Consider the following 20,162-nt stretch of genomic DNA (forward strand, 5'->3'; position numbering starts at 1 on the left):
GCTTTGGAGACATGATCCAGGCTGATCTGACAATTATCCTGCCAGAGATCGTTTTGGCACTATATGCGATGGCGGCATTGCTTGCGGCTGTTTACACCACCAAGGACGGGCTTGCGCCGACATTGGTCTGGGTGACAGCAGGGCTGATGGCGCTGCTGGCGTTCTGGATCGCCACCAATGGCGACGGGACGAACATCGCGTTTAACGGCATGTTCGTTGATGACGGATTTGCGCGCTTTGCCAAAGTGGCGATCCTGCTATCTGCCGCAGCCGTTTTGATGATGAGCCAGGACTATATGACCCGCCGCGGGTTGTTGCGTTTCGAATACCCTTTGCTGGTGGCGCTTGCCGCTGTCGGCATGATGATGATGGTCAGCGCGGGTGACCTGATGTCTCTGTATATGGGGCTCGAGCTGCAGTCGCTGGCACTTTACGTTGTGGCTGCGCTGCGTCGTGACAGCGCCAAATCCACCGAGGCTGGCCTGAAATATTTCGTTCTGGGCGCGCTTAGCTCGGGCTTACTGCTGTATGGGGCTTCGCTTGTCTACGGCTTTACGGGTACCACGTTGTTCTCGGGCATCATTCAGACCGTTCACCACGGCGATGTGACCCTCGGGTTGCTGTTTGGGTTGATCTTCCTGATCTCGGGGCTCGCGTTCAAGGTTTCGGCTGTTCCGTTCCACATGTGGACGCCGGATGTCTATGAAGGATCGCCCACACCAGTCACTGCCTTCTTCGCCACGGCGCCCAAAGTGGCCGCCATGGCCCTGTTTGCCCGCGTGTTGCACGACGCATTTGGAGGTGTCGTAAAGGACTGGCAGCAGGTGATCGTACTCTTGTCTGTTCTGTCTATGCTGCTGGGGGCCGTGGCTGCCATCGGACAACGCGACATTAAACGGCTGATGGCGTTTTCGTCGATTGCCCATATGGGGTATGCGCTGATCGGACTGGCGGCTGGGACCGAGCTGGGTATTAAGGCGATGCTGATGTATCTGGCGATTTACGTGACCATGAATGTCGGAACTTTCGCCTTTATCCTGATGATGGAACGGGACGGTAAACCTGTTACCGACATTGACGCCTTGCGCCAGTATTCCAAACGCGATCCGGGTAAGGCTCTGGCCGTGCTGATCCTGATGTTCAGCCTTGCCGGTGTTCCACCGATGCTTGGGTTCTTTGCGAAATTCGGCGTCTGGCAAGCGGGTATTGAGGCTGGCCTGACCGGTCTGGTTATCATGTCTGCCATCGCCTCGGTGATCGGTGCATTCTATTACCTACGGATCGTATACTATATGTACTTCGGTGCCGAGAATGACGACCCGATCGACGCAAATTCGTCTCCGGTTCTATGGGTTGCTCTGATGGGGTCAGCTGCATTGATGTTGGTTGGCGTATTCTATCAGTTTGGGATTGAGGGCGCAGCGGCAGCTGCAGCGGCGACGCTTGTTAACTGATTTCGACCATTGCCCGCGGCCTATTGTTCTTGTGACATGAGTGATTGGCCGGATGGATATGGCCTGCATGTATTGCAAGAGGTCGATAGCACTCTGAACGAAGCCGCCCGGATCGCGCCGATGGCTCAGGGTCCGGTCTGGATACTGGCGCACCGCCAGACACAGGCGCGCGGTCGGCGCGGACGGGTCTGGACCAACCCCGAGGGAAATCTTGCCGCAACGCTGCTGATGCGGCCCGCAGGACGCCCGGAACAGGCCGCTCTGCGCAGTTTTGTCGCCGCCTTGGCCCTGTTTGATGCATGTGTGGCGGTCACCGGACGCATATCGGGTTTGTCGCTAAAATGGCCCAATGATGTGTTGCTGAACGGTGGCAAGCTTGCGGGGATACTGCTGGAAAGTACCGGGCAGGGGCGGGACGTCTCGCATTTGGCAATCGGCATCGGCGTCAATCTCTCGCAGGCACCGACTGCAGATAAAGTCGAACCAGGTGCGCTAAGGCCGGTTTCGCTGTTGTCCGAGACAGGGGCAGATGTCACCACCGAAGATTTTTTGACCGAGCTTGCATCGGCCTATGCGCGTTTTGAGGCCCAGTTTGTAACCTACGGGTTCGAACCCATCCGCGCTGCTTGGTTGTCCCGCGCAGCTAAGCTGGGCGAGGTCATCACCGCGCGTACTGTCACCACTGAGACGGTCGGGACCTTCGAAACGGTGGACGCAGGCGGTAACCTTGTCCTAAACACCGCGAAGGGCCGCGTCAGCATACCTGCGGCAGACGTATTTTTCTGAAAGGGGCACCAATGCTTCTAGCCATCGACTGCGGCAACACCAATACCGTTTTCTCGATCTGGGACGGTGAGGAATTCGTCTGCACGCTGCGCACGTCTACGCACCATGCCCGTACGGCGGATGCCTATTTCACCTGGTACTCTACGCTGGTCAAACATTATGAGATCCAAGCTGATATCACCGATGTGATTATCGCCTCGACCGTGCCGCGTGTGGTCTTCAATCTGCGCGTCTTTGCGGACCGGTTCTTTGGCTGTCGCCCATTGGTCGTGGGCAAGCCGGAGTGTCTGCTGCCTGTCAGCCCGCGCATAGACGAGGGTACGGTCCCTGGCCCGGATCGCCTGGCCAATGCTGCCGGGGCATTTGAACGGCATGGCGGCGATGTGGTTGTTGTCGATTTTGGAACGGCCACCAACTTTGACGTGGTGTCTTCGGATGGAGCATATGTCGGCGGCATCATCGCTCCAGGTGTAAACCTGAGCCTTGAGGCGTTGCACCAGGGGGCCGCCGCGTTGCCGCATATCGACATCACACGTCCCGAAAAAGTGATTGGAACAAATACGGTTGGCTGCATTCAATCTGGCGTGTATTGGGGCTATTCCGGTCTGATCGAAGGGCTGATTGCCCGGATAAAGGCGGAATATGGCATGCCGATGAAAGTCGTGGGAACCGGGGGGCTTGCGCCTCTGTTCGATCAGGCAGATGTTGGGTTTGACGCTATAGAAGACGATTTGACGATGCACGGACTGACCGTGATCCATCGCTATAACAAGGAAAATGGCTCAACATGAGCAGTGAACGACTGATCTATCTGCCCCTGGGCGGGGCGGGCGAAATTGGCATGAATGCCTATGTCTATGGCTATGGCAAACCGGGGAAGGAACGGCTGATCCTTGTCGATCTTGGCGTGACCTTTCCGGATATGGACACAACACCCGGTGTCGACCTGATCCATGCCGATATCAACTGGCTGAAAGAACGTGCCGACCGGCTTGAGGCGGTTTTTGTCACCCATGCGCACGAAGATCACGTCGGCGCTGTGGCGCATTGCTATGACGACTTGGGCGCCCCGATCTATGCACGCGCCTTCACCGCAAATCTCGCACGTCGCAAGATGGAAGAGAAAGCCCATCCGACAGACGCGGTTCAGACCCTTTCGGCCTGGCCTGAGCAGGTGACGGTTGGTCCGTTCACGGTCGGGTTTTTGCCGGTCTCCCACTCGATCCCCGAAAGTGCAGCACTTGTTATCGACTCGCCTGCGGGGCGGATCGTGCATACAGGGGATTTCAAGCTCGATGCCAACCCTGTGGTCGGCGAACCGTTTGATCAGGACCTGTGGGCCGAGGTTGCCAAGGACGGCGTGAAAGCATTGGTCTGCGACAGCACGAACGTGTTTTCAACGCATGCTGGCCGCTCGGAATCCGAAGTCGGACCCGAGATCACCAAGCTGGTTGAAAACGCCAAATCCATGGTGGTTGCGACGACTTTTGCCTCGAATGTCGCGCGGGTGAAAACGCTGGCTGAGGCTGGCCAGCGCGCCGGGCGCTCGGTCGTTCTGTTGGGCCGCGCGATGCGGCGCATGATCGAGGCCGCGACGGAAACCGGTATTCTCACGGATTTTCCCAAGGTTATCAGCGCCGAAGAGGCCATAGATATCCCGCGCCAGAACCTGATGCTGATCGTAACCGGCAGCCAGGGCGAACGCCGTGCGGCCAGTGCTCAGCTTGCGCGTGGTAAATACCGCGGGATCGAGTTGAAGGAAGGCGATCTGTTCCTGTTCTCGTCGAAGACGATCCCGGGCAATGAGAAGGGCGTGATCTTCATCATGAACCAGCTCAGCGAAAAAGGCGTTGATGTGGTGGATGACAGCTCGGGTCTGTATCACGTCTCTGGCCATGCCAACCGGCCTGATCTGGAAAAAGTGCACGCCATAGTCAACCCACAGATGGTTATTCCCATGCATGGTGAACACCGACATCTGCGCGAACATGCTAAACTGGCCGAAGCGGGTAGTCGTACCGGGGTTGTGGCAGTCAATGGCACGATGCTGGATCTCAGCGGCAATGCCCCCAAGGTCGTCGACTACGTCGAGACAGGCCGAACTTATCTGGATGGATCCGTAAAGGTCGGAGCCTTGGATGGAGTTGTCCGCGACCGCATTCGCATGGCCTTGAACGGGCATGTAACCGTGACGGTTATTTTAGACGAAGAAGACGAACCGTTGGGTGAACCTTGGTGCGATACGATGGGCTTGGCCGAGACCGGAACATCGCGCGCGGCATTGGTCGAAGTTCTGGAGGAGGACTTGAACCAATTCCTCATGCGGGCGGATGCCAAAACCCGGCGCGACGATGACAAGCTCGAAGAGGCTCTGCGCCGGATCGTGCGCCAGACTGCAAAGACCGAGATCGGTAAAAAGCCCGAGGTGACGACGGTCATCAGCCGGATGAAATAGGTCCGGCTAGACGTCCTGTTCGGACATCGGATAGCCTTTGATCTGCAAAAACAGGCTTTGTTCTTCTTTGTTGAGGAAGAACGGAACGCTTTCGGGCGGCTCGGGTCGTGTGACCCGGGCCGCCACTTCGGCCAGAACAACTTCGGTTATGAAGGGAAGATCAAGCTCGCGCGCCTTGTTAAGCGGAACCCATTGCAGGTGCGACAGCTCATCCGATGCGCGGCCAAAGTCATCCAGATCGCCTTGCAGGGCGTCTGCATCTACCAAAAAGAATCGTGCATCGAACCGGCGCGTACGGCCGGGCGGGGTGACGGCGCGAAAAACAAACTGCAATGCCTGTGCAGAGGGCAGAAATCCTGCCTCTGCATAGCTTTGCCAGTCAATCGGCACCTCACCTTTCCAAGCGCCGGGAACTCCAAGCACCAGGCCGGTTTCCTCCCAGAGCTCGCGGATTGCGGCGGCCGCCAAAGCATTCTGCAGCCCGGGCGGAGACTGTTCAGCAAGCCGATCGCGGCAGAGCTGGGACATGTCAGCCGATAGCGGGACCAGAGCGTCCTCTGCGTCTACCGCGCCACCTGGAAACACGAATTTGTTCGGCATAAAAACGGCTTTTGCGCCCCTTTGACCCATCAAAATGGAAGGGTTCGTCATCCGGTCCCGCAACACGATAACTGTTGCAGCGTCCCGTATAGCCGTTTTGTCTGTACTCATCTCAGGGCCGACCCAATCATTCCAGTCATCGGTCCGTTTCGAACCCATGCATCCGTCGTGCCCACTGATAGGCGACAACGGCCCCTTTCATTCGCGGTAGCAGGAACAGTGTCAAGGCTGTACATCCGAATGCAAAAATCAGGAACATGTTCAGCGGGTCAGGGCGCCACTGGACATAAGAGATGTGCAAAGCGGGCGCCAGCAGGTGACCGACCAACAGGATCGTCAGATAGGCTGGACCGTCATCCGCACGGTGATGAAACAGTTCCTGACCACAGCTGCTGCAGCTGTCATTCACCTTCAGGTAGCTGTGCAACAGCTTGCCTTCACCGCATTTTGGGCAGCGGCAGCGGAAGCCTTTGACTAGCGCAGGCCGGGTTGGACGGTCGTTCTCGGATATTGTGTCGATCGTTTGATCTGTCATTTTGAAACTCGCGCATTCAGATTGCCCTGATATTGCGCTTGTTTTGCCCCACAGAAAAGGGGGGTGCGTCGCTTTGTGCCGCGATGAGATGTCCGGAAATTATGTGGTCGATGGCAGTGAGCAACAGAAAAAATTCAAATTGGGCGACGGAAACCGAAAACTGCACCGTTTTAACCTATGTGAGCAGCGACAAACCGGTCGCGAGAAACAAAGGAAAACGATATGAAAAGCGCGAAACTTATCCCGGCCATTCTGGTATCGGCCATTGCATTGACAGGCACAACCGCCTTGGCTGTCGGTCCGAAAGGCCGAGAGGACGTGACCTTTCAAGAGCTGGACCTGAACAATGATGGTCAGGTAACACAGGAAGAAATGCAAACCTATAGGCAACAGCGTTTCACCAATGCCGACACCAATGGCGACGGCATGCTGAGCGTCGACGAGATGCAAGCGGCTAGCCAGAAGAAGGCGAATGAGCGTGTGAATCAAATGTTCGAAAAGCACGACGCCAATCAGGATGGCCTCTTATCCGATGATGAGTTGCCCAAGCCGCGCCGTGCTGGCAAGATGTTTGACCGCATCGACGCGGACAAAAATGGCACGATCTCGGAACAGGAATTTGCCGATGCGAAAAACCGGATGGGCTGGCATCACAAAAAACGTGACAAGGCTGGCACCGACGACAGCTAATGAAGGATGCGGGACCTGAGTACCTCATCAACGGGGGCTCGCAGCCAAAGTCAGGCTGCGGGCGACCCCGGAGACGATGCATTGTTGCGGCGGTTCGCCGAGGGTGACGCTGATGCGGCACGCATTTTGACCGATCGGCTTGGGCCGCGCAGTTTTTCGGTGGCGCTCAGGCTGTTGAACGACCGGGCCGAAGCCGAAGATGTCACACAGGAAGCCATGATGCGCCTATGGAAGATGGCGCCGGATTGGGTTGCTGGACAGGCAAAGGTGTCGACTTGGCTTTACCGGGTCACTCTGAACCTGTGTGTCGATATTCGGCGGAAGAAATCGGCGGACAGTCTTTCTGATGTTGCCGAACCTGAAAGCGATGCGATCAGTGCAACCGAACACCTTCAGGATGCCGCTAGGTTGGACGCACTGCAGTTCGCGTTGGCGCAACTTCCGGATCGGCAACGTCAGGCTGTTGTCTTGCGCCATATCGAAGAGTTGCCCAATCCCGAAATCGCGGGAATCATGGATATTTCCGTCGAAGCTGTAGAGAGTCTGACAGCTCGGGGAAAGCGGGCACTGGCACAGCAGTTAGCCGCAAGAAGAGACGAGTTGGGATATGCCGATGGATGAAAATAGCGACCTGAATCACCTGTTTTTACGTGCTCGTCAAGAAAATGAGCCGTTACCCGATGCACTCGCCCTTCGTATTCTGGCCGATGCGGAAACCGTTCGTTTGCAAAGGCTTCAGAAATCACCCCAAGGGTTCTGGGCACAGGCATTGGATAGTTTCTTTGGCTGGCAGGGGATGGGAGGTCTGGCGGCCGCGGGCATTGCTGGCATCTGGATTGGATTGACTGCCCCGGCCTTTTTGCCCGATCCGGCGACGTTGCTTTATTCGCAATCCTCTGGATTTGAGGTTGCGGATATGGATCTGAATACAATCTTCCTGGAGGAAGGCGAATGAGCGAACAGTCAAAACCTAAACGCCGGTGGATGCCTGTCCTGCTGATCGTGTCCCTTGCTATCAATCTGCTAGTCATCGGTGCGGTTGTTGGCACGGCGCTGCGCGTCAGAAACAATGACCACGTCAAAACCCCTCCGGGATTTGGATCGGCGCTTTATCGCGCGCTTCCCAAGCATGAACGCCAGGCGATGCGGGCCGAGCTTTCGGGCCTGCACCGCCAAGGTGTCGATCATCGGACGGCGGATTTTCAAGCCCTTGGCGACGCACTTCGCGCCGAACCCTTCGCGGCTGACGCTGTAGAGACTTTGTTGGGCCAGCAGGCGCAGGTGATGTCAGAGATGCAGTCTGCTTTGCAGGAACAGTGGCTGATCCGTGTGTCAGCCATGAGCCCGAAAGAACGCGTCGAATACGCTGATCGTCTGGAAGATGTGGTGCACCGAAAATCGAAAGCGGGCAGAAAGCGCGACTGACCCGATCAGGCTGCGTGATTCTGGACCATGACCTGATTGCGTCCCGCCTTTTTCGCAGCATACAGGGCCGTATCCGCAGATTTTATCATGTTGTCCAATGGTGCGGGTGGGATGCCCTGCCGAAACGTGTTGTCATCAGCTGTAATGAGGCCGATGCTGATTGTCACTGCGATTGGTTCGGCGGCCTCGGATAGGTCGAATGGACACTGGCAGATGTCGTTGCAGACGGTTCGTGCGATCCCCAATGCCCGCCGCCCTGTAGTTTCAGGCAGACCGATCAAGAATTCTTCGCCCCCGATCCGGGCCACAAAGCCGTCAGAATCAATGGAATTGCGCATGCGCTTGGCTGTTTCGATCAAGACCTGATCGCCTCCGGCATGGCCAAACTTGTCGTTGATTGATTTGAAATGGTCCAGATCGGCCACCATCACGGTAAAACCGCGCCCGGTCTGCGCAGACTGCCGGGCGATTTGCTTCAATGCTCGCATTGCATAGCGGCGGTTATGCAGGCCGGTCAGTGGATCCACCCAGGATTCCGCGATGCCACGCCGCAAAGAATCCCGCATCTGGTCAATTCGGCTTTTGCGGGCAAGCTGGTTATCAAGCCGCAACAGAGTTTCACGGGGGCAGAACCCCGCCATACAGATGGTATCCGCGCCACGATCCAGCGCTTCGGCAGCCAGAGACGCGTCATCCTTTCTCAAGATGCCGATCAGCACTGTGTGCCGCGTTGCCCCGCGCGATTTCAAATCCGCCAGAATACTCAGGCCTGAAGATTCGCCATCAATTTCGACAATAATCGCGTCCGGGATGGGGCCAGAAAGCAGGCGGTGAAGGTTTGATATCGTGTGAATTGACAGACTGTGATGCGCATGTTCGGACAGCGCCTTCTGCCAAAGCGCCCCGGTTTTAGGGGATTGCGTCAGTAGGGCGGCGCGCGCAGCTTTGGGTGGCGCGGCAAAGGTGCTTGTCGCTTCGGCAAATCCCAAACATGGCGATCCGCTATTGTCTTGCAATTCCTGCGTATCGGCACGTGCCCGTAACAAGCTGCGAACCCGAGCTAGCAACAACGTGTCCTTGAACGGGTGCGCCAATACATCGTCCAACCCATCTGACAATGCCCTCAACCTTGCGGATTTGTCGTTTTGCGGCGCGATAGCGACAATGGGAATATCCGCCAGATCCGGGTCGGCCATTACCACTTTCTTGACATCAGCCGCTGTTCCATCCGGCAATGACTGCGCGGTTAAAATTAAATCGGGGCGCACACGTTTCAGCAGCCCATCAAGACCCCGCAGATTTTCCCCCTGTGCGACGTGATACCAGGCCGCGGTTAGCTGTACTTTCAGCATAATTCGATTGGTTGAGGTCCCGTCCAGGACAAGGATCGTTCCTTGCACCGACATATCAGTCACCGTTGATTGCATGCGTTGCTAAAGTGTTTATGACTCTGGTTAACAAACCCTTTCCAATATCAGATCAGGGGCTTCTTTATGCCAATTTCCGCTCAATCCGCCGAAACGCTGGCGCTGAATGCCCTTGCCTGGCTTGTTGGCAATGATGACCTGCTGCCTGTATTTCTGGGTTCGACGGGGGCTTCGGTGCAGGACATCAAAGACAGGGCGGCAGAGCCGGAGTTTCTGGGCTCAGTTCTGGATTTTCTAATGCTTGACGATTCGTGGGTAGTCGAGTTTTGTGACGTCAATTCTGTGCCGTATGATCAGCCGGGCCAGGCCCGCGCCTTGTTGTCTGGCGGCGCGGAAGTTCATTGGACCTGAAAGCCTACCGGGCAGGAGTTTCACAATGCCAATCCAAGCCATCCTGTTCGACAAAGACGGTACCTTGTTTGATTTCGCGGAAACCTGGGGCACGTTTGGGCGCAATTTTTTACTGCGAGTGACGAACGGAGATCATGCCCGTGCGGCCGAGCTTGGGCAGGTGATCGGCTTTGACCTCGAACAGGTTGCCTATTCTGAGGACAGTGTTGTCATTGCGGGCACCGTCGAAGAAATCGCCGAGGTTCTAGAGCCGCACCTCCCGGAAATGCCGCGCGAAGAGTTGGTGGATCTGTTGAATGCCGAGTCAGCCTCATCTCCGCAAGCCCAGGCCGTTCCGCTTATCCCGTTCCTTGATGGGCTGCGCGAGGCTGGGCTGAAACTGGGTGTTGCGACCAATGACGGAGAGATGCCCGCATCCGAACATCTTTCGTCTGCAGGGATCCGCGAACATTTCGATTTTGTCGCCGGTTATGACAGTGGACACGGATTCAAGCCAGGCCCGGGGCAACTCTTCGCCTTTGCGCAGCATGTGGGGGTAAACCCAGAAAACATAGCAATGGTGGGCGACAGCCTGCACGATCTGCAGGCCGGACGGGCAGCAGGTATGAAGACGATCGGGGTTCTGACGGGTATGGCGCGTGCAGAAACGCTCGAAGCGATGGCGGATGTCGTCTTGCCAAACATCGGACATATACCTGCTTGGTTGTACGAAAAGGCGTGATCGGGCTGTGAATTCGGCGGTTCAGACGTCGAAACCGACATAGCCTGTCGCAGACAGAGCGGCCAACAGTACGCGTTCGGGGCTTGCTTCTAGAAAGCCAAGTTCCGAGGAGTGTCCAATGGCCGACAAGAAAGCACGCAGAGGTCGCAGCGGAGGACGGGCCGGTGCCGCCGAGAGACGGGGCGCAGCGGTTATTGATCAGATGCCGTGGGGCCCTCCGATCAACACCGACAAACCAACCGAACCGTTGGACGAGATCGGCGTCGCGGCGATCCACGAGGGCGCAATGCGGATTCTCGAAGAGATCGGGATCGAGTTCTACAACGAAGAGGCAATCGGAATCCTGCGTGAGGCCGGATGTACGATCAACGGCGACAACGTTCGAATGGGCCGGGACTTTGTCATGGAAATGGTGCGTAAAGCCCCATCCACCTTTACCATCACACCGCGTAATCCCGACCGCGCAATCGAGATCGGGGGAAAAAACCTGCTGTTCGGAAATGTTTCGTCCCCGCCGAACTACTGGGATATGGAGATTGGCACCAAGGTACCGGGAAATCGCGAGATGTGCCGGAACCTGTTGAAGTTGACGCAGTATTTCAACTGTATCCATTTTGCCGGCGGATACCCGGTCGAGCCAGTGGATATACATGCCAGCGTCCGGCATCTGGATGTTCTGTACGACAAGCTGACTCTGACCGATAAGGCGATGCATGCCTATTCGCTGGGCAAGGAACGCGTCGAAGACGTCATGGAAATGGTGCGGATCGCAGGGGGGCTGAGCCATGAAGAATTCGAAGCCAAACCGAGGATGTATACTAACATCAACTCGACCTCGCCGTTGAAGCACGATCAGCCCATGATCGACGGTTGCCTGAGGTTGGCGCGGCGCGGGCAGGCGATTGTTGTGACGCCGTTCACCTTGGCCGGGGCGATGGCCCCCGTCACAATGGCCGGTGCAGTAGCGCAATCCCTGGCCGAGGCGCTGTGCGCGATTGCATTGTTCCAATATGTGAGACCAGGGATTCCTTGTGTCATCGGTACGTTCACCTCGAATGTTGATATGAAATCTGGTGCTCCGGCTTTTGGAACGCCGGAATACATGCGGGCGACACAGATGACCGGCCAGATGGCCCGATTTTATGACCTGCCCCTGCGGTCTTCGGGTGTCTGCGCGGCAAACGTTCCGGATGGCCAATCTGTATGGGAAACCTCGAACTCATTATGGGCGGCGGTGCAATCGGGCACCAACATGGTCTATCACGCTGCAGGTTGGCTTGAGGGTGGCCTGATCGCAAGCCCTGAAAAGTTCATTATGGATTGCGAGATATTGCAGCAAATTCAGCGGTATATGCAGCCGGAATTGACGGCAACCGGCCCTGACGAGATTGCTCTGGATGCGATCCGGTCAGTCGGCAATGACGGGCATTTCTTTGGCATTCAGCACACTCAGGATCGCTATACCACAGCGTTTTATCAGCCGTTTCTGAGTGACTGGAAGAACTATGAGGGTTGGGAAGTCGCAGGAGGCGTCTGGACCGCTGAGCGCGCGCATCACATGTTCAAGGAAATCATCACCAGCTTTGAAGCTCCGGCAATGGATGAGGGCATCCGGGAAGAGCTTGCTGACTTTGTCGCACGACGCAAAACCGAAGGCGGAGCGCCGACAGATTTCTAGCGTAATCTCAGTCACTTCCACTTCGATACTTGCGTGAATTCTATGCGGTGACGCCCGCGTGTTGGGTGTTTGTTAACAAATTTCAGAGCACACTGCGTGAGAAACCAATTTGAGGTCTCTCATGCATGGTCTGATCAACCGGGCGATTCAATCCTTTGTTGCGGTGACCTACGGGCAGCCGTGCTGGATGCGCGTGATGGATTCAGCCGAACTGGGCTTTGCCGAGTTCGAGGCCATGCTTGTTTACGACGATGATATTACCGAGCAGGTATTGGATGAGGTATGCACGGTCCTGAAACGTTCACGCAGTGACGTTCTTGAAGATCTGGGAACGTACCTTGTGTCTCATCCCAACATGGAAGACCTGCGCCGTCTGTTGCGATTTGGCGGTGTCAGCTATCTGGAATTTCTCCATTCGCTTGATGATCTGTCTGACCGGGTCAGATTGGCCGTATCGGATCTGAATCTTCCGGCGCTTGAATTGCACGAGCTTTCACCGACGGAATACAGATTGTCCTGCCATCCAGGTCTGCCTGGGTTTTCAAGCGTCATGGTTGGCGTATTGCGCGCGATGGCTGATGATTACGGGGCTCTAGCCATGTTGTCGCATGAGGGCCAGCAGGGTGAGATCGAGTTTATCTCAATCGTTCTGGTAGAAAGCGCTTTTTCAGAAGGTCGGCATTTTGATTTAGGGGCGCGAAAAGCATGATGAACGCGAATAATCTGGCAGAGCTTTTGCAAACCCTGTGCCCGATGTTTTTGCTGGTGAACGAGGATGGGAAAGTGACCCGCGTCGGATCAACCTTGCAAAAGCTGCGCCCTGAAAAGCCGATGGAAGGTCAGAGCTTTCTGGAAATCTTTGAGCTGCTTCGCCCTAGGGCGGTTACCACGGTTTCAGGCTTGATGTCCCAGGCCGGCACCAAGTTACAGCTCAGGTTCCATGACACCCCGCGCACAGCATTGAAGGGCCTTATCGCTCCGCTGCCCAAAGGTAAGGGGGCGGTCATCAATCTGTCTTTCGGAATATCGATTTTGGATGCGGTCCGGGATTATGCCCTGACCAGTGCGGATTTCTCGGGCACTGATCTGGCGATCGAATTATTGTATCTGGTCGAGGCGAAATCGGCAGCGATGGAGGCGTCCAGATCTCTGAACCTGCGCCTTCAAGGGGCGATGCTTGCCGCCGAACAAAAGGCATTTACAGATACACTGACGGGGCTGAAAAATCGCCGGGCGATGGATGTTCTATTGGATCACATGATCTCGTCCAAATCTCCATTCGCGCTGATGCATCTGGATCTTGATTTTTTCAAATCGGTCAATGACCAATTCGGGCATGCCGCAGGCGACTATGTGTTGCAACAGGCGGCGCGGATCATGGGTGAGGAAACCCGCGGAGACGATACAGTGGCGCGTGTCGGCGGGGACGAATTTGTAATTATATACAAAGGATTGACGGACGAGAGTGTTCTCTCTGCAATCGCCAGCAGGCTGATCGAACGGCTGCGGGAACCGATGATGTTCGACAACGTGTCGTGCCAGGTTTCAGCCAGTATAGGCACGGCGCTTTCGACCCAGTTTCCATCGCTTAAACCCGCTGAGATTTTGCATGCGGCAGACCTTGCCCTGTATGCGGCCAAGCGAAATGGCCGGTCTCGCCACTGTCTATATTCGCAGCTTGTGGATCACTCACACAGATAGGTTTCCCCCTAAAGGAACCGGCAAAGTGTATGTGGTCAGACGACTCTACTTCGATGGAGAAAAAGCTTTGAGAACGGACGCTATGTGTTGCTGCACCAGTGGCAGTTCACCCACAACCGGTAAAACCTGTCCCTTGAACTTGGCCTTGCTTAATTCTTGCGGCACATCCTCAAGAACATGGCCACCCGTGCAGGCAAAAAATGGCAAACACAGGGTTTGGGCGCCGGTTCCTGCGGCGGCCACAGAAATCGAAGGGGCCTCTTCGACAAACCCAAGGCGCAGGGATCCAAGTGGTATCAGTTGCAACAAAGCGTCGCCGAATGCCGTTGCAACGGCGGAAGGGTTTCTGCTGCGGCCCGATCCATGCGCAGCGATCACAAGGTCCGTTTCTTGTGACCGCCAGTCTTTGTCCTGCAGCGTTCCCTCAAGGGTTTGCGCGACCAAATGGGGCAATTTCGGGTCCGCGCCCAAGGGATCCAGAATAGGGTTTCGGCGGTCACCAATACGTTTCGGCAGCACATCTGTGACAAACCACCCTTTGGCCATGAATAGGGGATAGATGACGGCGTCGCCGGGAATCTTGTCCAGTGCGCTGTCAAGTGCCCCAGGGGCTGCCAGCGTTGCAGAATGAACCGAAACACCGGCACACAGGGCATTTACATCGGCTGCATAAGCCGCCAAGACCGCTTCGGCTGGTTCTGGGTCAGAAGGTTGGCCATGGGTAACGATAAGGGCGTGTGTCATAAATCTGTCCTGTCCGCTTTAGCGATAGGTGCGCCGCGTCGTGTAAAAGTCAATCCGCCTGCCGCACCGTCAGCCCAATAGGGTCAGCCAAAACCAGACGCTCAGGATAGATACTGCCGTACCCAACAGAACAGAGGATGCAGCAACCCGTTTGGCGCGGCCATAGATGTTTGCAAAGATATAGGCGTTGAAACCAGGGGCCATGGCGGCTGTCATCACTCCGGACCGGAATAGATCCTGTGGCAGTCCAAGGGTGGATCCGAAAAGCCAGAAAAGGCTCGGGTGCAGCAGCAGAGAAACGCCGCAGACAAAGGCGATCGCCCTTAGGTCACCTTCGGGTCTGTATTTAACCAGAACGCCCCCAAGCGCGAACAGCGCGCCGGGAAGGGCCGCGCGGGTCACCAGGCCAAGGGCATCATCCACAACGGCTGGCACGCCGAGCCCGGACAGATTTACGATGAAACCCAGTGAGATCCCGACAATCAGAGCGTTGCGAAACATCGCGGTCAGGACCGAGCGAACCATTCGCGATCCTCCGTGGCCTCGGTTCCGGATCACCTCCATTACCGTGATGCCTAGGCCGTAACAAAACGGCGAGTGAAAGGCGATGACGGCATAATTGCCCGTAAGGCTTTCAGGGCCATAAGCCCGTTCAGTAATCGGCAATCCCAGCAGGACGGAATTGGAGAACAGGCAGCAAAAACCGATTGCGACGCAATCTTCCCATTCGCGGTTGAAGATCAGTCGCGCGCCGAACAGGCCGGCACAAAAGCAAAGCGCAGCAGCAGAGTAAAAGCTGATCAACAGCTTGGGATCAAAACTGACACTGAGGTCGAGATGTGAAATCGCAAGAAACAGAAGGCAGGGGATTGCAAAACCCTGAGTGAACTTCATCAGGCCATCAATGTGGTTTTCCTTGAAGTATCCAAGAAGAGTGGAGACGTAACCGGCTCCAATAACAAGAAAAACTGGAAGGATGACTTCAATGAGATTTTGCAGCATGTCAGCGTTCCGCAACAGTTATTCGCGCGGGAAAGGATATCTGTATGATCTCGGCCAGGGCCCTACAGAGCCTGATGTATCACCATGCCGTCATAAGCAGGGGTGATGTTGTCTGCGGTTTCTGCGTCGACTGTGGCATAGTCAAGATCGATATGCATGTTGGTCAGAACCGCGGTTTTTGGTTGCAACAGGTCGATCCAGCCAAGGGTCTTTTCCAGATGCGCATGGGTCGGGTGCGGGGACCGGCGCAGCGCGTCGATCACCAGACAGTCCAGACCCTCTAATGTGGTCCAGGCATCGTCATATATCTCTGCCACGTCCGGCAGGTAGGCCAGATTGCCCATTTTGAAACCAAGCGCGTCGATTGATCCGTGGTTCACCTTGAAGGGGTGGAACGGGATAGGGCCTCCGGGGCCAGTGATCTCGAACGGGCCGTCGATTGTCTTGAGGTTGAGGATCGGCGGGTAGGGTGAGTTTTCAGGTTGGATGAAGGCATAGCCAAATCGGCCCAAAAGATCATTCTGGGTGTCGCCATCAGCCCAGACCGGCACCCGTTCGCGCATGTTGAAGACAATCATGCGCAAGTCGTCAATGCCGTGGACGTGGTCGGCATGGGAATGGGTATAGACCACCCCGTCCAACCGCCCGGTGCCGGTGTCCAGCAGCTGGCTGCGCATATCCGGGGTTGTGTCGATCAGAACAGAGGTGGTGCCTTCGGGCCCGTTACGTTCGACCAGCATCGAGCAGCGGCGGCGGATGTTCCTGGGGTTTTCGGGGTCGCAGTCGCCCCAGTGACCGCCAAGACGTGGCACTCCACCTGACGAGCCGCAGCCCAAAATGGTGCAGCGCAGCGTGGTCATGCCGCCGCCTTGTAAGAGGCGACCTTGGTGAAGAGTCTTTCGAAATTGGCCTGGGTCTGCGCCGCGAAATCGGCATAGCCCATGCCAAAGACCTCGGCGCCTTTGCGGGCGGTGTGGGCGGTATAGGCCGGTTCATTCCGTTTGCCGCGAAACGGGGGCGGCGCCAGATAGGGCGCGTCGGTTTCAACCAGGATGCGGTCTACTGGCGCATTTGCGAAAATATCGCGCAATTCCTGGCTTTTGGGAAAAGCGGCGATGCCCGACATGGACAGGTAAAACCCAAGATCCAGGGCGGACTGTGCCAGTTCGGCCGAAGACGAAAAACAATGCATCACACATGAATAGGGGGCATTGCCGTATTCTTCGGCCAGAATGCGGGCCATGTCTTCGTCCGCCGCGCGCGCATGAATGATCAAAGGCAGTCCGGTACGCTGAGCGGCCTCGATATGAACGCGCAGGGATTGCTGCTGAACCTGCGCACTGTCGGCGGTATAGTGATAATCCAGCCCGGTTTCACCGATACCAACAAACTTGGGGTGCTGTGACAGTGCCACCAGCTCGTCCACAGTTGCCATCGGTTCATCGGCTGCACTCATCGGGTGCGTGCCTGCCGCGTAGAATACCGGCGCGTGAGCCTCAGCTATGGCGCGCACAGTGGGTTCGTTCCTCAACCTGGTGCAGATCGTCACCATCCGGGTCACACCGGATTCGGCCGCATTTGCGACGATCAGGTCCAACTGTCCTTCAAAATCGGGGAAGTCCAGATGGCAATGGCTGTCGGTGATTTGGGGGGTGTCGCTCATCTGTTCTGACCGGCGGTTTCCTGTATCTTGAACACCGTATCTAGGACCAGAGCGGCAGGGTCAAGGTTCACCACCTGCCCGTGGCGGGCGCGGGCGGTGATCTGGGCTGCGGTTTCCGCCCAAAGGCGTGCCTGCTCCGGCGATCTGGACAAACGGGACAGGATATCACCTTCGTTTGGCGCGGCCTCTGGCGATGGCGGAGCACCAGTCGCACCGGTCACAGCAAGACGTGACAAGGCAATGTCGATCAGCGTCAACAGCAACTCGAACCGTTCGGCTGCTCCGCGCTGTGCGGCAGCCTCGGCCAGAGCCAGAGCGCGTTGTCTGTCCAGCCGGGGCAGGGTGCCCAGGATCGCGATGAGCTCGGCATATATTTCGAGTCCGCTCAGATTTATCAGGCGGACGGCGTCCCCAACGGACCCGCTGGCCAGAGCGGCCAGATGATCGGGGTTTCCAGTCAGCTCAACCCCGGTCTGGGTCAGTGCGGCGTTCATATCTTCCGCGTTCAGCGGCGAAAGGCGCAAGGTACGGCACCGGGATCGGATCGTGGGCAAAAGGCGGGACGGTTGATGCGATATCAACAGCAGCGTTGTCCGCGCAGGCGGTTCTTCGAGCATTTTCAGCAATGCGTTGGCGGCGCTGATGTTCATTTCATCCGCAGAATCTACGATGACGACACGGCGGCCCCCATCGGCCGAGGACAGGCCGAAGAACTTCCCAAGTTTGCGAATGTCGTCCACAACGATTTCATTTCGCAACCTGCCCTGATCGTTCACGGATCGTTTGATGGCGGCCAGGCCAGGCTCGGCACCAGCCAGAATTCGATGAACAACCGGGTGATCTGGTGGAATCTCAAGCGTTTCAGGGGGAGGTGGCGCGCCAAACAGCCCGTCCTCTTCGACAGCCGGGGTCGCCAACAGAAACCGCGCGATCCGCCAGGCCAGCGTCGCCTTGCCCACACCTCGGGGGCCGGTCAGCAGCCAGCCATGGTGCAGGCGATCTGAAGCATAAGCGCTAAGAAAGGCCTGCTCGGCCTCTGCCTGCCCAAACAGATGTGGTGTTTCGCGCGGATGAAGGGCACCGGGTGCCTGATCCGGGATCGGGATGTCGTTGTTCATCAATCGTCCGTCACAAGGCTTGCATGACGATATCTGTCACATCGCGGGCAACGCTGTCCATGTCCCTATTGCCATCGACCAGGCGAAACCGGTCGGAAAATTCATCCGCCAGTTCAAGAAAACCGGCCCGCATCTTCTGTTGTAGGTGAATGCCGAAATCCTCGAACCGTTCTTCGGTGCCCTGTCGCCCCTTGGCCCGAGACAGGCCGGTTTCAGGGTCCATGTCGATCAACACGGTCAGGTCCGGTTCACGTTTGATCATCAGCCTATGCAACTGATCGACCAATCCCCGCAAGTCGCCGCGCGACAGGCCCTGATACATGCGGGTGCTATCGGCAAACCGGTCACAGATCACGATCTTGCCCGCCGCCAGAGCGGGTTCGATGGTGCGTTCCAGATGGTCGCGGCGTGCAGCGGTGAACAGCAGGATTTCCGTCTCAGCTGACCAGCGATCGGGATCGCCTTCAAGCACCAGCCTGCGGATTTCCTCGGCCCCGTCAGAGCCGCCAGGTTCACGCGTGAGAACGACATCATGCCCGAGCCCGCGCAAATGCTCGGCCAGCATACGCGCTTGCGAGGATTTGCCTGATCCGTCGATGCCTTCGAAGGTAAGAAATAACCCGCCTGCCGTCACATCGCGCCCAACGGGTTACCAATGATATCTTTCGCGACAATGCCGCCAACTGTCAAAATCCGCACGAAGAAGCCGCCCTTTTCGACGCTTTCCGCTGCAACCAGGGGTCTGCGTATCTCGGGCAGGCCATCGGGCTTGATGACAAGCTCAGCGATTTCCTGTCCTTTGGCGATGGGGGCCTCAAGCGGACCGTCATAGACGATTTCTGCCTCAACATTCTTATCCCCGAGAACAGGCAGCAGCAGTGTCAAATCCTCTTGCGGGACAAGATCAACCGTTTTCGAAGTGCCTATCCAGATATCGGCTTGTCCTATCGGTTTTTCTGCTTCGGCAAGCTGCCTCTCGACAAAATTGCGAAACGACCAGTTAACGACGGCCTCAGCCTCCTCTGCGCGGCGGGCGACGCTGTCGAGCCCCGACAAAACGAAAATGACCCTGCGATCCCCCTGCTGTGCCGATCCTACAAGGCCATAGCCCGCTTCTTGCGTGTGGCCAGTCTTTAGCCCATCCGCACCAATCCCAAGTTTCAGTAAGGGATTCCGGTTACGCGAATTTGACGGCACCCGGTTGTCGAATTCGAACTCTTCCTCGGCGAACAGAGGGTAATATTCGGGAAAGTCGCTAATCAGATGGTCGGCCAGAATGGCGAGGTCATGCACAGACATCATGTGGCCTGCGGCTGGCCATCCGTTCGAATTCGCAAAGTTCGAATTATTCATGCCCAGCTGTTGCGCGCGTTGGGTCATGAACCGGGCAAACCCAGCTTCGGTTCCGTCCGGGCTGAGGGCTTCGGCGATAACAACACATGCGTCATTTCCTGACAGGACTATGATCCCGCGCAGCAGGTCTTCGACCCGGACACGGTCCTGCGTGTTCAGGAACATACTTGAGCCCTTATAGCTGGTCGCATGTTCGGAAACCGGAAGTTCCTCATTCAGTTCCAGGCGACCGTCCCGCAGCGCTTCGAATGCTACAAACAGGGTCATGAGTTTGGACATGGACGCGGGCGGCAACGGCTGGTCTGCGTCTTTGGACAAAAGAACGGTTCCTGTCGTTTGGTCCATGACATAGGCAGCACGGGCTTGCGTATCGAAAGCTTGTGCGGGCAGGGCAAACATAGCCAAACCGAGGGTCAGTACAGATGATCGAAATGAGGACAGCACGAGGGGGACCTCCTT

At 56.8% G+C, this 20,162-nt stretch carries 23 protein-coding genes; 13 read left to right on the forward strand and 10 right to left on the reverse strand.

Annotation, left to right across the window (positions count from 1 at the left end; all coding sequences use genetic code 11):
- Positions 1–11: 11 nt before the first annotated feature.
- Genes nuoN through AC2FLB_RS05720 form a run of 4 tightly spaced genes read left to right on the forward strand, consistent with a single transcriptional unit; the run spans position 12 to position 4,695 of the window.
- A complete protein-coding gene (nuoN, locus tag AC2FLB_RS05705; RefSeq protein WP_496689762.1) occupies positions 12–1,454 on the forward strand; it encodes an NADH-quinone oxidoreductase subunit NuoN in 1,443 nt (480 codons plus the stop codon).
- Positions 1,455–1,490: 36 nt separating this feature from the next.
- Complete coding sequence (locus AC2FLB_RS05710) at positions 1,491–2,240, forward strand: biotin--[acetyl-CoA-carboxylase] ligase (RefSeq protein ID WP_496702160.1); 750 nt, start codon at positions 1,491–1,493, stop codon at positions 2,238–2,240.
- Between the two features lie 11 nt (positions 2,241–2,251).
- Entirely contained in the window at positions 2,252–3,031 is a 780-nt protein-coding gene (locus AC2FLB_RS05715; protein WP_271950166.1) for a type III pantothenate kinase, read from the forward strand.
- Positions 3,028–4,695 (forward strand): ribonuclease J, encoded by a 1,668-nt coding sequence (locus tag AC2FLB_RS05720; RefSeq protein WP_496708814.1) that lies wholly within the window; start codon positions 3,028–3,030, stop codon positions 4,693–4,695. Before AC2FLB_RS05715 ends, AC2FLB_RS05720 begins: the two co-directional genes overlap by 4 nt.
- 6 nt (positions 4,696–4,701) lie before the next feature.
- Here AC2FLB_RS05720 and AC2FLB_RS05725 read toward each other — a convergent pair whose 3' ends face one another.
- On the reverse strand, positions 4,702–5,406 hold the full coding sequence (locus AC2FLB_RS05725) for an NUDIX hydrolase (RefSeq protein WP_496708815.1): 705 nt from the start codon (positions 5,404–5,406) through the stop codon (positions 4,702–4,704).
- A 25-nt stretch (positions 5,407–5,431) separates the two neighbouring features.
- Entirely contained in the window at positions 5,432–5,830 is a 399-nt protein-coding gene (locus AC2FLB_RS05730) for a DUF983 domain-containing protein (protein WP_496708816.1), read from the reverse strand.
- Positions 5,831–6,052: 222 nt separating this feature from the next.
- Here AC2FLB_RS05730 and AC2FLB_RS05735 point away from each other — a divergent pair, with 222 nt between their 5' ends.
- The 4 genes from AC2FLB_RS05735 to AC2FLB_RS05750 are packed head-to-tail and all read left to right on the forward strand — an operon-like array spanning position 6,053 to position 7,945.
- Positions 6,053–6,520 carry an EF-hand domain-containing protein gene (locus tag AC2FLB_RS05735; protein ID WP_142634858.1) on the forward strand — a complete coding sequence of 156 codons (468 nt, stop codon included), beginning with the start codon at positions 6,053–6,055 and terminating at the stop codon, positions 6,518–6,520.
- Positions 6,521–6,526: 6 nt separating this feature from the next.
- Positions 6,527–7,141, forward strand: coding sequence for an RNA polymerase sigma factor (locus AC2FLB_RS05740; RefSeq protein ID WP_281994866.1), 615 nt, complete (start codon positions 6,527–6,529; stop codon positions 7,139–7,141).
- Positions 7,128–7,475: a hypothetical protein gene (locus AC2FLB_RS05745; RefSeq protein ID WP_281994865.1), complete on the forward strand. Its 348-nt coding sequence runs from the start codon at positions 7,128–7,130 to the stop codon at positions 7,473–7,475. The genes AC2FLB_RS05740 and AC2FLB_RS05745 overlap by 14 nt, the downstream gene beginning before the upstream one ends.
- Positions 7,472–7,945: a periplasmic heavy metal sensor gene (locus tag AC2FLB_RS05750; RefSeq protein ID WP_496690837.1), complete on the forward strand. Its 474-nt coding sequence runs from the start codon at positions 7,472–7,474 to the stop codon at positions 7,943–7,945. Before AC2FLB_RS05745 ends, AC2FLB_RS05750 begins: the two co-directional genes overlap by 4 nt.
- Positions 7,946–7,950: 5 nt before the next feature.
- Here AC2FLB_RS05750 and AC2FLB_RS05755 read toward each other — a convergent pair whose 3' ends face one another.
- On the reverse strand, positions 7,951–9,351 hold the full coding sequence (locus tag AC2FLB_RS05755) for a diguanylate cyclase (protein WP_496708817.1): 1,401 nt from the start codon (positions 9,349–9,351) through the stop codon (positions 7,951–7,953).
- 87 nt (positions 9,352–9,438) lie between these two features.
- Between AC2FLB_RS05755 and AC2FLB_RS05760 the strand changes: the two genes are divergently transcribed.
- The 5 genes from AC2FLB_RS05760 to AC2FLB_RS05780 all read left to right on the forward strand — a co-directional run bounded on the left by AC2FLB_RS05760 (position 9,439) and on the right by AC2FLB_RS05780 (position 13,823).
- Positions 9,439–9,723 (forward strand): DUF3572 domain-containing protein, encoded by a 285-nt coding sequence (locus AC2FLB_RS05760; protein WP_142634849.1) that lies wholly within the window; start codon positions 9,439–9,441, stop codon positions 9,721–9,723.
- A 25-nt stretch (positions 9,724–9,748) separates the two neighbouring features.
- On the forward strand, positions 9,749–10,444 hold the full coding sequence (locus AC2FLB_RS05765) for an HAD family hydrolase (protein ID WP_496690835.1): 696 nt from the start codon (positions 9,749–9,751) through the stop codon (positions 10,442–10,444).
- Positions 10,445–10,562: 118 nt separating this feature from the next.
- Positions 10,563–12,122: a trimethylamine methyltransferase family protein gene (locus tag AC2FLB_RS05770; RefSeq protein ID WP_496708818.1), complete on the forward strand. Its 1,560-nt coding sequence runs from the start codon at positions 10,563–10,565 to the stop codon at positions 12,120–12,122.
- Between the two features lie 121 nt (positions 12,123–12,243).
- On the forward strand, positions 12,244–12,831 hold the full coding sequence (locus AC2FLB_RS05775) for a heme NO-binding domain-containing protein (protein ID WP_496690833.1): 588 nt from the start codon (positions 12,244–12,246) through the stop codon (positions 12,829–12,831).
- Positions 12,828–13,823, forward strand: a complete 996-nt coding sequence (locus AC2FLB_RS05780) for a diguanylate cyclase domain-containing protein (RefSeq protein ID WP_496708819.1) — start codon at positions 12,828–12,830, stop codon at positions 13,821–13,823. The genes AC2FLB_RS05775 and AC2FLB_RS05780 overlap by 4 nt, the downstream gene beginning before the upstream one ends.
- Positions 13,824–13,868: 45 nt before the next feature.
- On the opposite strand, the gene AC2FLB_RS05785 is transcribed toward AC2FLB_RS05780, so the two are convergent.
- The 7 genes from AC2FLB_RS05785 to AC2FLB_RS05815 all read right to left on the reverse strand — a co-directional run bounded on the left by AC2FLB_RS05785 (position 13,869) and on the right by AC2FLB_RS05815 (position 20,147).
- Positions 13,869–14,567: a CbiX/SirB N-terminal domain-containing protein gene (locus AC2FLB_RS05785; protein WP_496708820.1), complete on the reverse strand. Its 699-nt coding sequence runs from the start codon at positions 14,565–14,567 to the stop codon at positions 13,869–13,871.
- Between the two features lie 69 nt (positions 14,568–14,636).
- The gene (locus AC2FLB_RS05790; RefSeq protein ID WP_142634838.1) at positions 14,637–15,569 is read right to left on the reverse strand and encodes an AEC family transporter; all 933 of its coding nucleotides are present in this window, start codon (positions 15,567–15,569) and stop codon (positions 14,637–14,639) included.
- Positions 15,570–15,631: 62 nt separating this feature from the next.
- Positions 15,632–16,429, reverse strand: a complete 798-nt coding sequence (locus AC2FLB_RS05795) for an MBL fold metallo-hydrolase (protein WP_496702179.1) — start codon at positions 16,427–16,429, stop codon at positions 15,632–15,634.
- Positions 16,426–17,232 (reverse strand): TatD family hydrolase, encoded by an 807-nt coding sequence (locus tag AC2FLB_RS05800; protein WP_281994858.1) that lies wholly within the window; start codon positions 17,230–17,232, stop codon positions 16,426–16,428. The genes AC2FLB_RS05795 and AC2FLB_RS05800 overlap by 4 nt, the downstream gene beginning before the upstream one ends.
- Positions 17,229–18,350, reverse strand: coding sequence for a DNA polymerase III subunit delta' (locus AC2FLB_RS05805; protein WP_496708821.1), 1,122 nt, complete (start codon positions 18,348–18,350; stop codon positions 17,229–17,231). The genes AC2FLB_RS05800 and AC2FLB_RS05805 overlap by 4 nt, the downstream gene beginning before the upstream one ends.
- A gap of 10 nt (positions 18,351–18,360) precedes the next feature.
- Entirely contained in the window at positions 18,361–18,984 is a 624-nt protein-coding gene (tmk, locus tag AC2FLB_RS05810) for a dTMP kinase (protein ID WP_496702183.1), read from the reverse strand.
- On the reverse strand, positions 18,981–20,147 hold the full coding sequence (locus tag AC2FLB_RS05815) for a D-alanyl-D-alanine carboxypeptidase family protein (RefSeq protein ID WP_496708822.1): 1,167 nt from the start codon (positions 20,145–20,147) through the stop codon (positions 18,981–18,983). Before AC2FLB_RS05815 ends, tmk begins: the two co-directional genes overlap by 4 nt.
- Between the last annotated feature and the right edge of the window lie 15 nt (positions 20,148–20,162).

Source organism: Ruegeria sp. CDSA236 (assembly GCF_059611285.1).

What these genes read in the sequence shown, in the direction of transcription:
- nuoN (WP_496689762.1), top strand. Translation starts at nt 12, where the DNA reads ATGATCCAGGCTGATCTGACAATTATCCTGCCAGAGATCGTTTTGGCA.
- AC2FLB_RS05710 (WP_496702160.1), top strand. Translation starts at nt 1,491, where the DNA reads ATGAGTGATTGGCCGGATGGATATGGCCTGCATGTATTGCAAGAGGTC.
- AC2FLB_RS05715 (WP_271950166.1), top strand. Translation starts at nt 2,252, where the DNA reads ATGCTTCTAGCCATCGACTGCGGCAACACCAATACCGTTTTCTCGATC.
- AC2FLB_RS05720 (WP_496708814.1), top strand. Translation starts at nt 3,028, where the DNA reads ATGAGCAGTGAACGACTGATCTATCTGCCCCTGGGCGGGGCGGGCGAA.
- AC2FLB_RS05725 (WP_496708815.1), bottom strand. Translation starts at nt 5,406, where the DNA reads ATGAGTACAGACAAAACGGCTATACGGGACGCTGCAACAGTTATCGTG.
- AC2FLB_RS05730 (WP_496708816.1), bottom strand. Translation starts at nt 5,830, where the DNA reads ATGACAGATCAAACGATCGACACAATATCCGAGAACGACCGTCCAACC.
- AC2FLB_RS05735 (WP_142634858.1), top strand. Translation starts at nt 6,053, where the DNA reads ATGAAAAGCGCGAAACTTATCCCGGCCATTCTGGTATCGGCCATTGCA.
- AC2FLB_RS05740 (WP_281994866.1), top strand. Translation starts at nt 6,527, where the DNA reads ATGCGGGACCTGAGTACCTCATCAACGGGGGCTCGCAGCCAAAGTCAG.
- AC2FLB_RS05745 (WP_281994865.1), top strand. Translation starts at nt 7,128, where the DNA reads ATGCCGATGGATGAAAATAGCGACCTGAATCACCTGTTTTTACGTGCT.
- AC2FLB_RS05750 (WP_496690837.1), top strand. Translation starts at nt 7,472, where the DNA reads ATGAGCGAACAGTCAAAACCTAAACGCCGGTGGATGCCTGTCCTGCTG.
- AC2FLB_RS05755 (WP_496708817.1), bottom strand. Translation starts at nt 9,351, where the DNA reads ATGTCGGTGCAAGGAACGATCCTTGTCCTGGACGGGACCTCAACCAAT.
- AC2FLB_RS05760 (WP_142634849.1), top strand. Translation starts at nt 9,439, where the DNA reads ATGCCAATTTCCGCTCAATCCGCCGAAACGCTGGCGCTGAATGCCCTT.
- AC2FLB_RS05765 (WP_496690835.1), top strand. Translation starts at nt 9,749, where the DNA reads ATGCCAATCCAAGCCATCCTGTTCGACAAAGACGGTACCTTGTTTGAT.
- AC2FLB_RS05770 (WP_496708818.1), top strand. Translation starts at nt 10,563, where the DNA reads ATGGCCGACAAGAAAGCACGCAGAGGTCGCAGCGGAGGACGGGCCGGT.
- AC2FLB_RS05775 (WP_496690833.1), top strand. Translation starts at nt 12,244, where the DNA reads ATGCATGGTCTGATCAACCGGGCGATTCAATCCTTTGTTGCGGTGACC.
- AC2FLB_RS05780 (WP_496708819.1), top strand. Translation starts at nt 12,828, where the DNA reads ATGATGAACGCGAATAATCTGGCAGAGCTTTTGCAAACCCTGTGCCCG.
- AC2FLB_RS05785 (WP_496708820.1), bottom strand. Translation starts at nt 14,567, where the DNA reads ATGACACACGCCCTTATCGTTACCCATGGCCAACCTTCTGACCCAGAA.
- AC2FLB_RS05790 (WP_142634838.1), bottom strand. Translation starts at nt 15,569, where the DNA reads ATGCTGCAAAATCTCATTGAAGTCATCCTTCCAGTTTTTCTTGTTATT.
- AC2FLB_RS05795 (WP_496702179.1), bottom strand. Translation starts at nt 16,429, where the DNA reads ATGACCACGCTGCGCTGCACCATTTTGGGCTGCGGCTCGTCAGGTGGA.
- AC2FLB_RS05800 (WP_281994858.1), bottom strand. Translation starts at nt 17,232, where the DNA reads ATGAGCGACACCCCCCAAATCACCGACAGCCATTGCCATCTGGACTTC.
- AC2FLB_RS05805 (WP_496708821.1), bottom strand. Translation starts at nt 18,350, where the DNA reads ATGAACAACGACATCCCGATCCCGGATCAGGCACCCGGTGCCCTTCAT.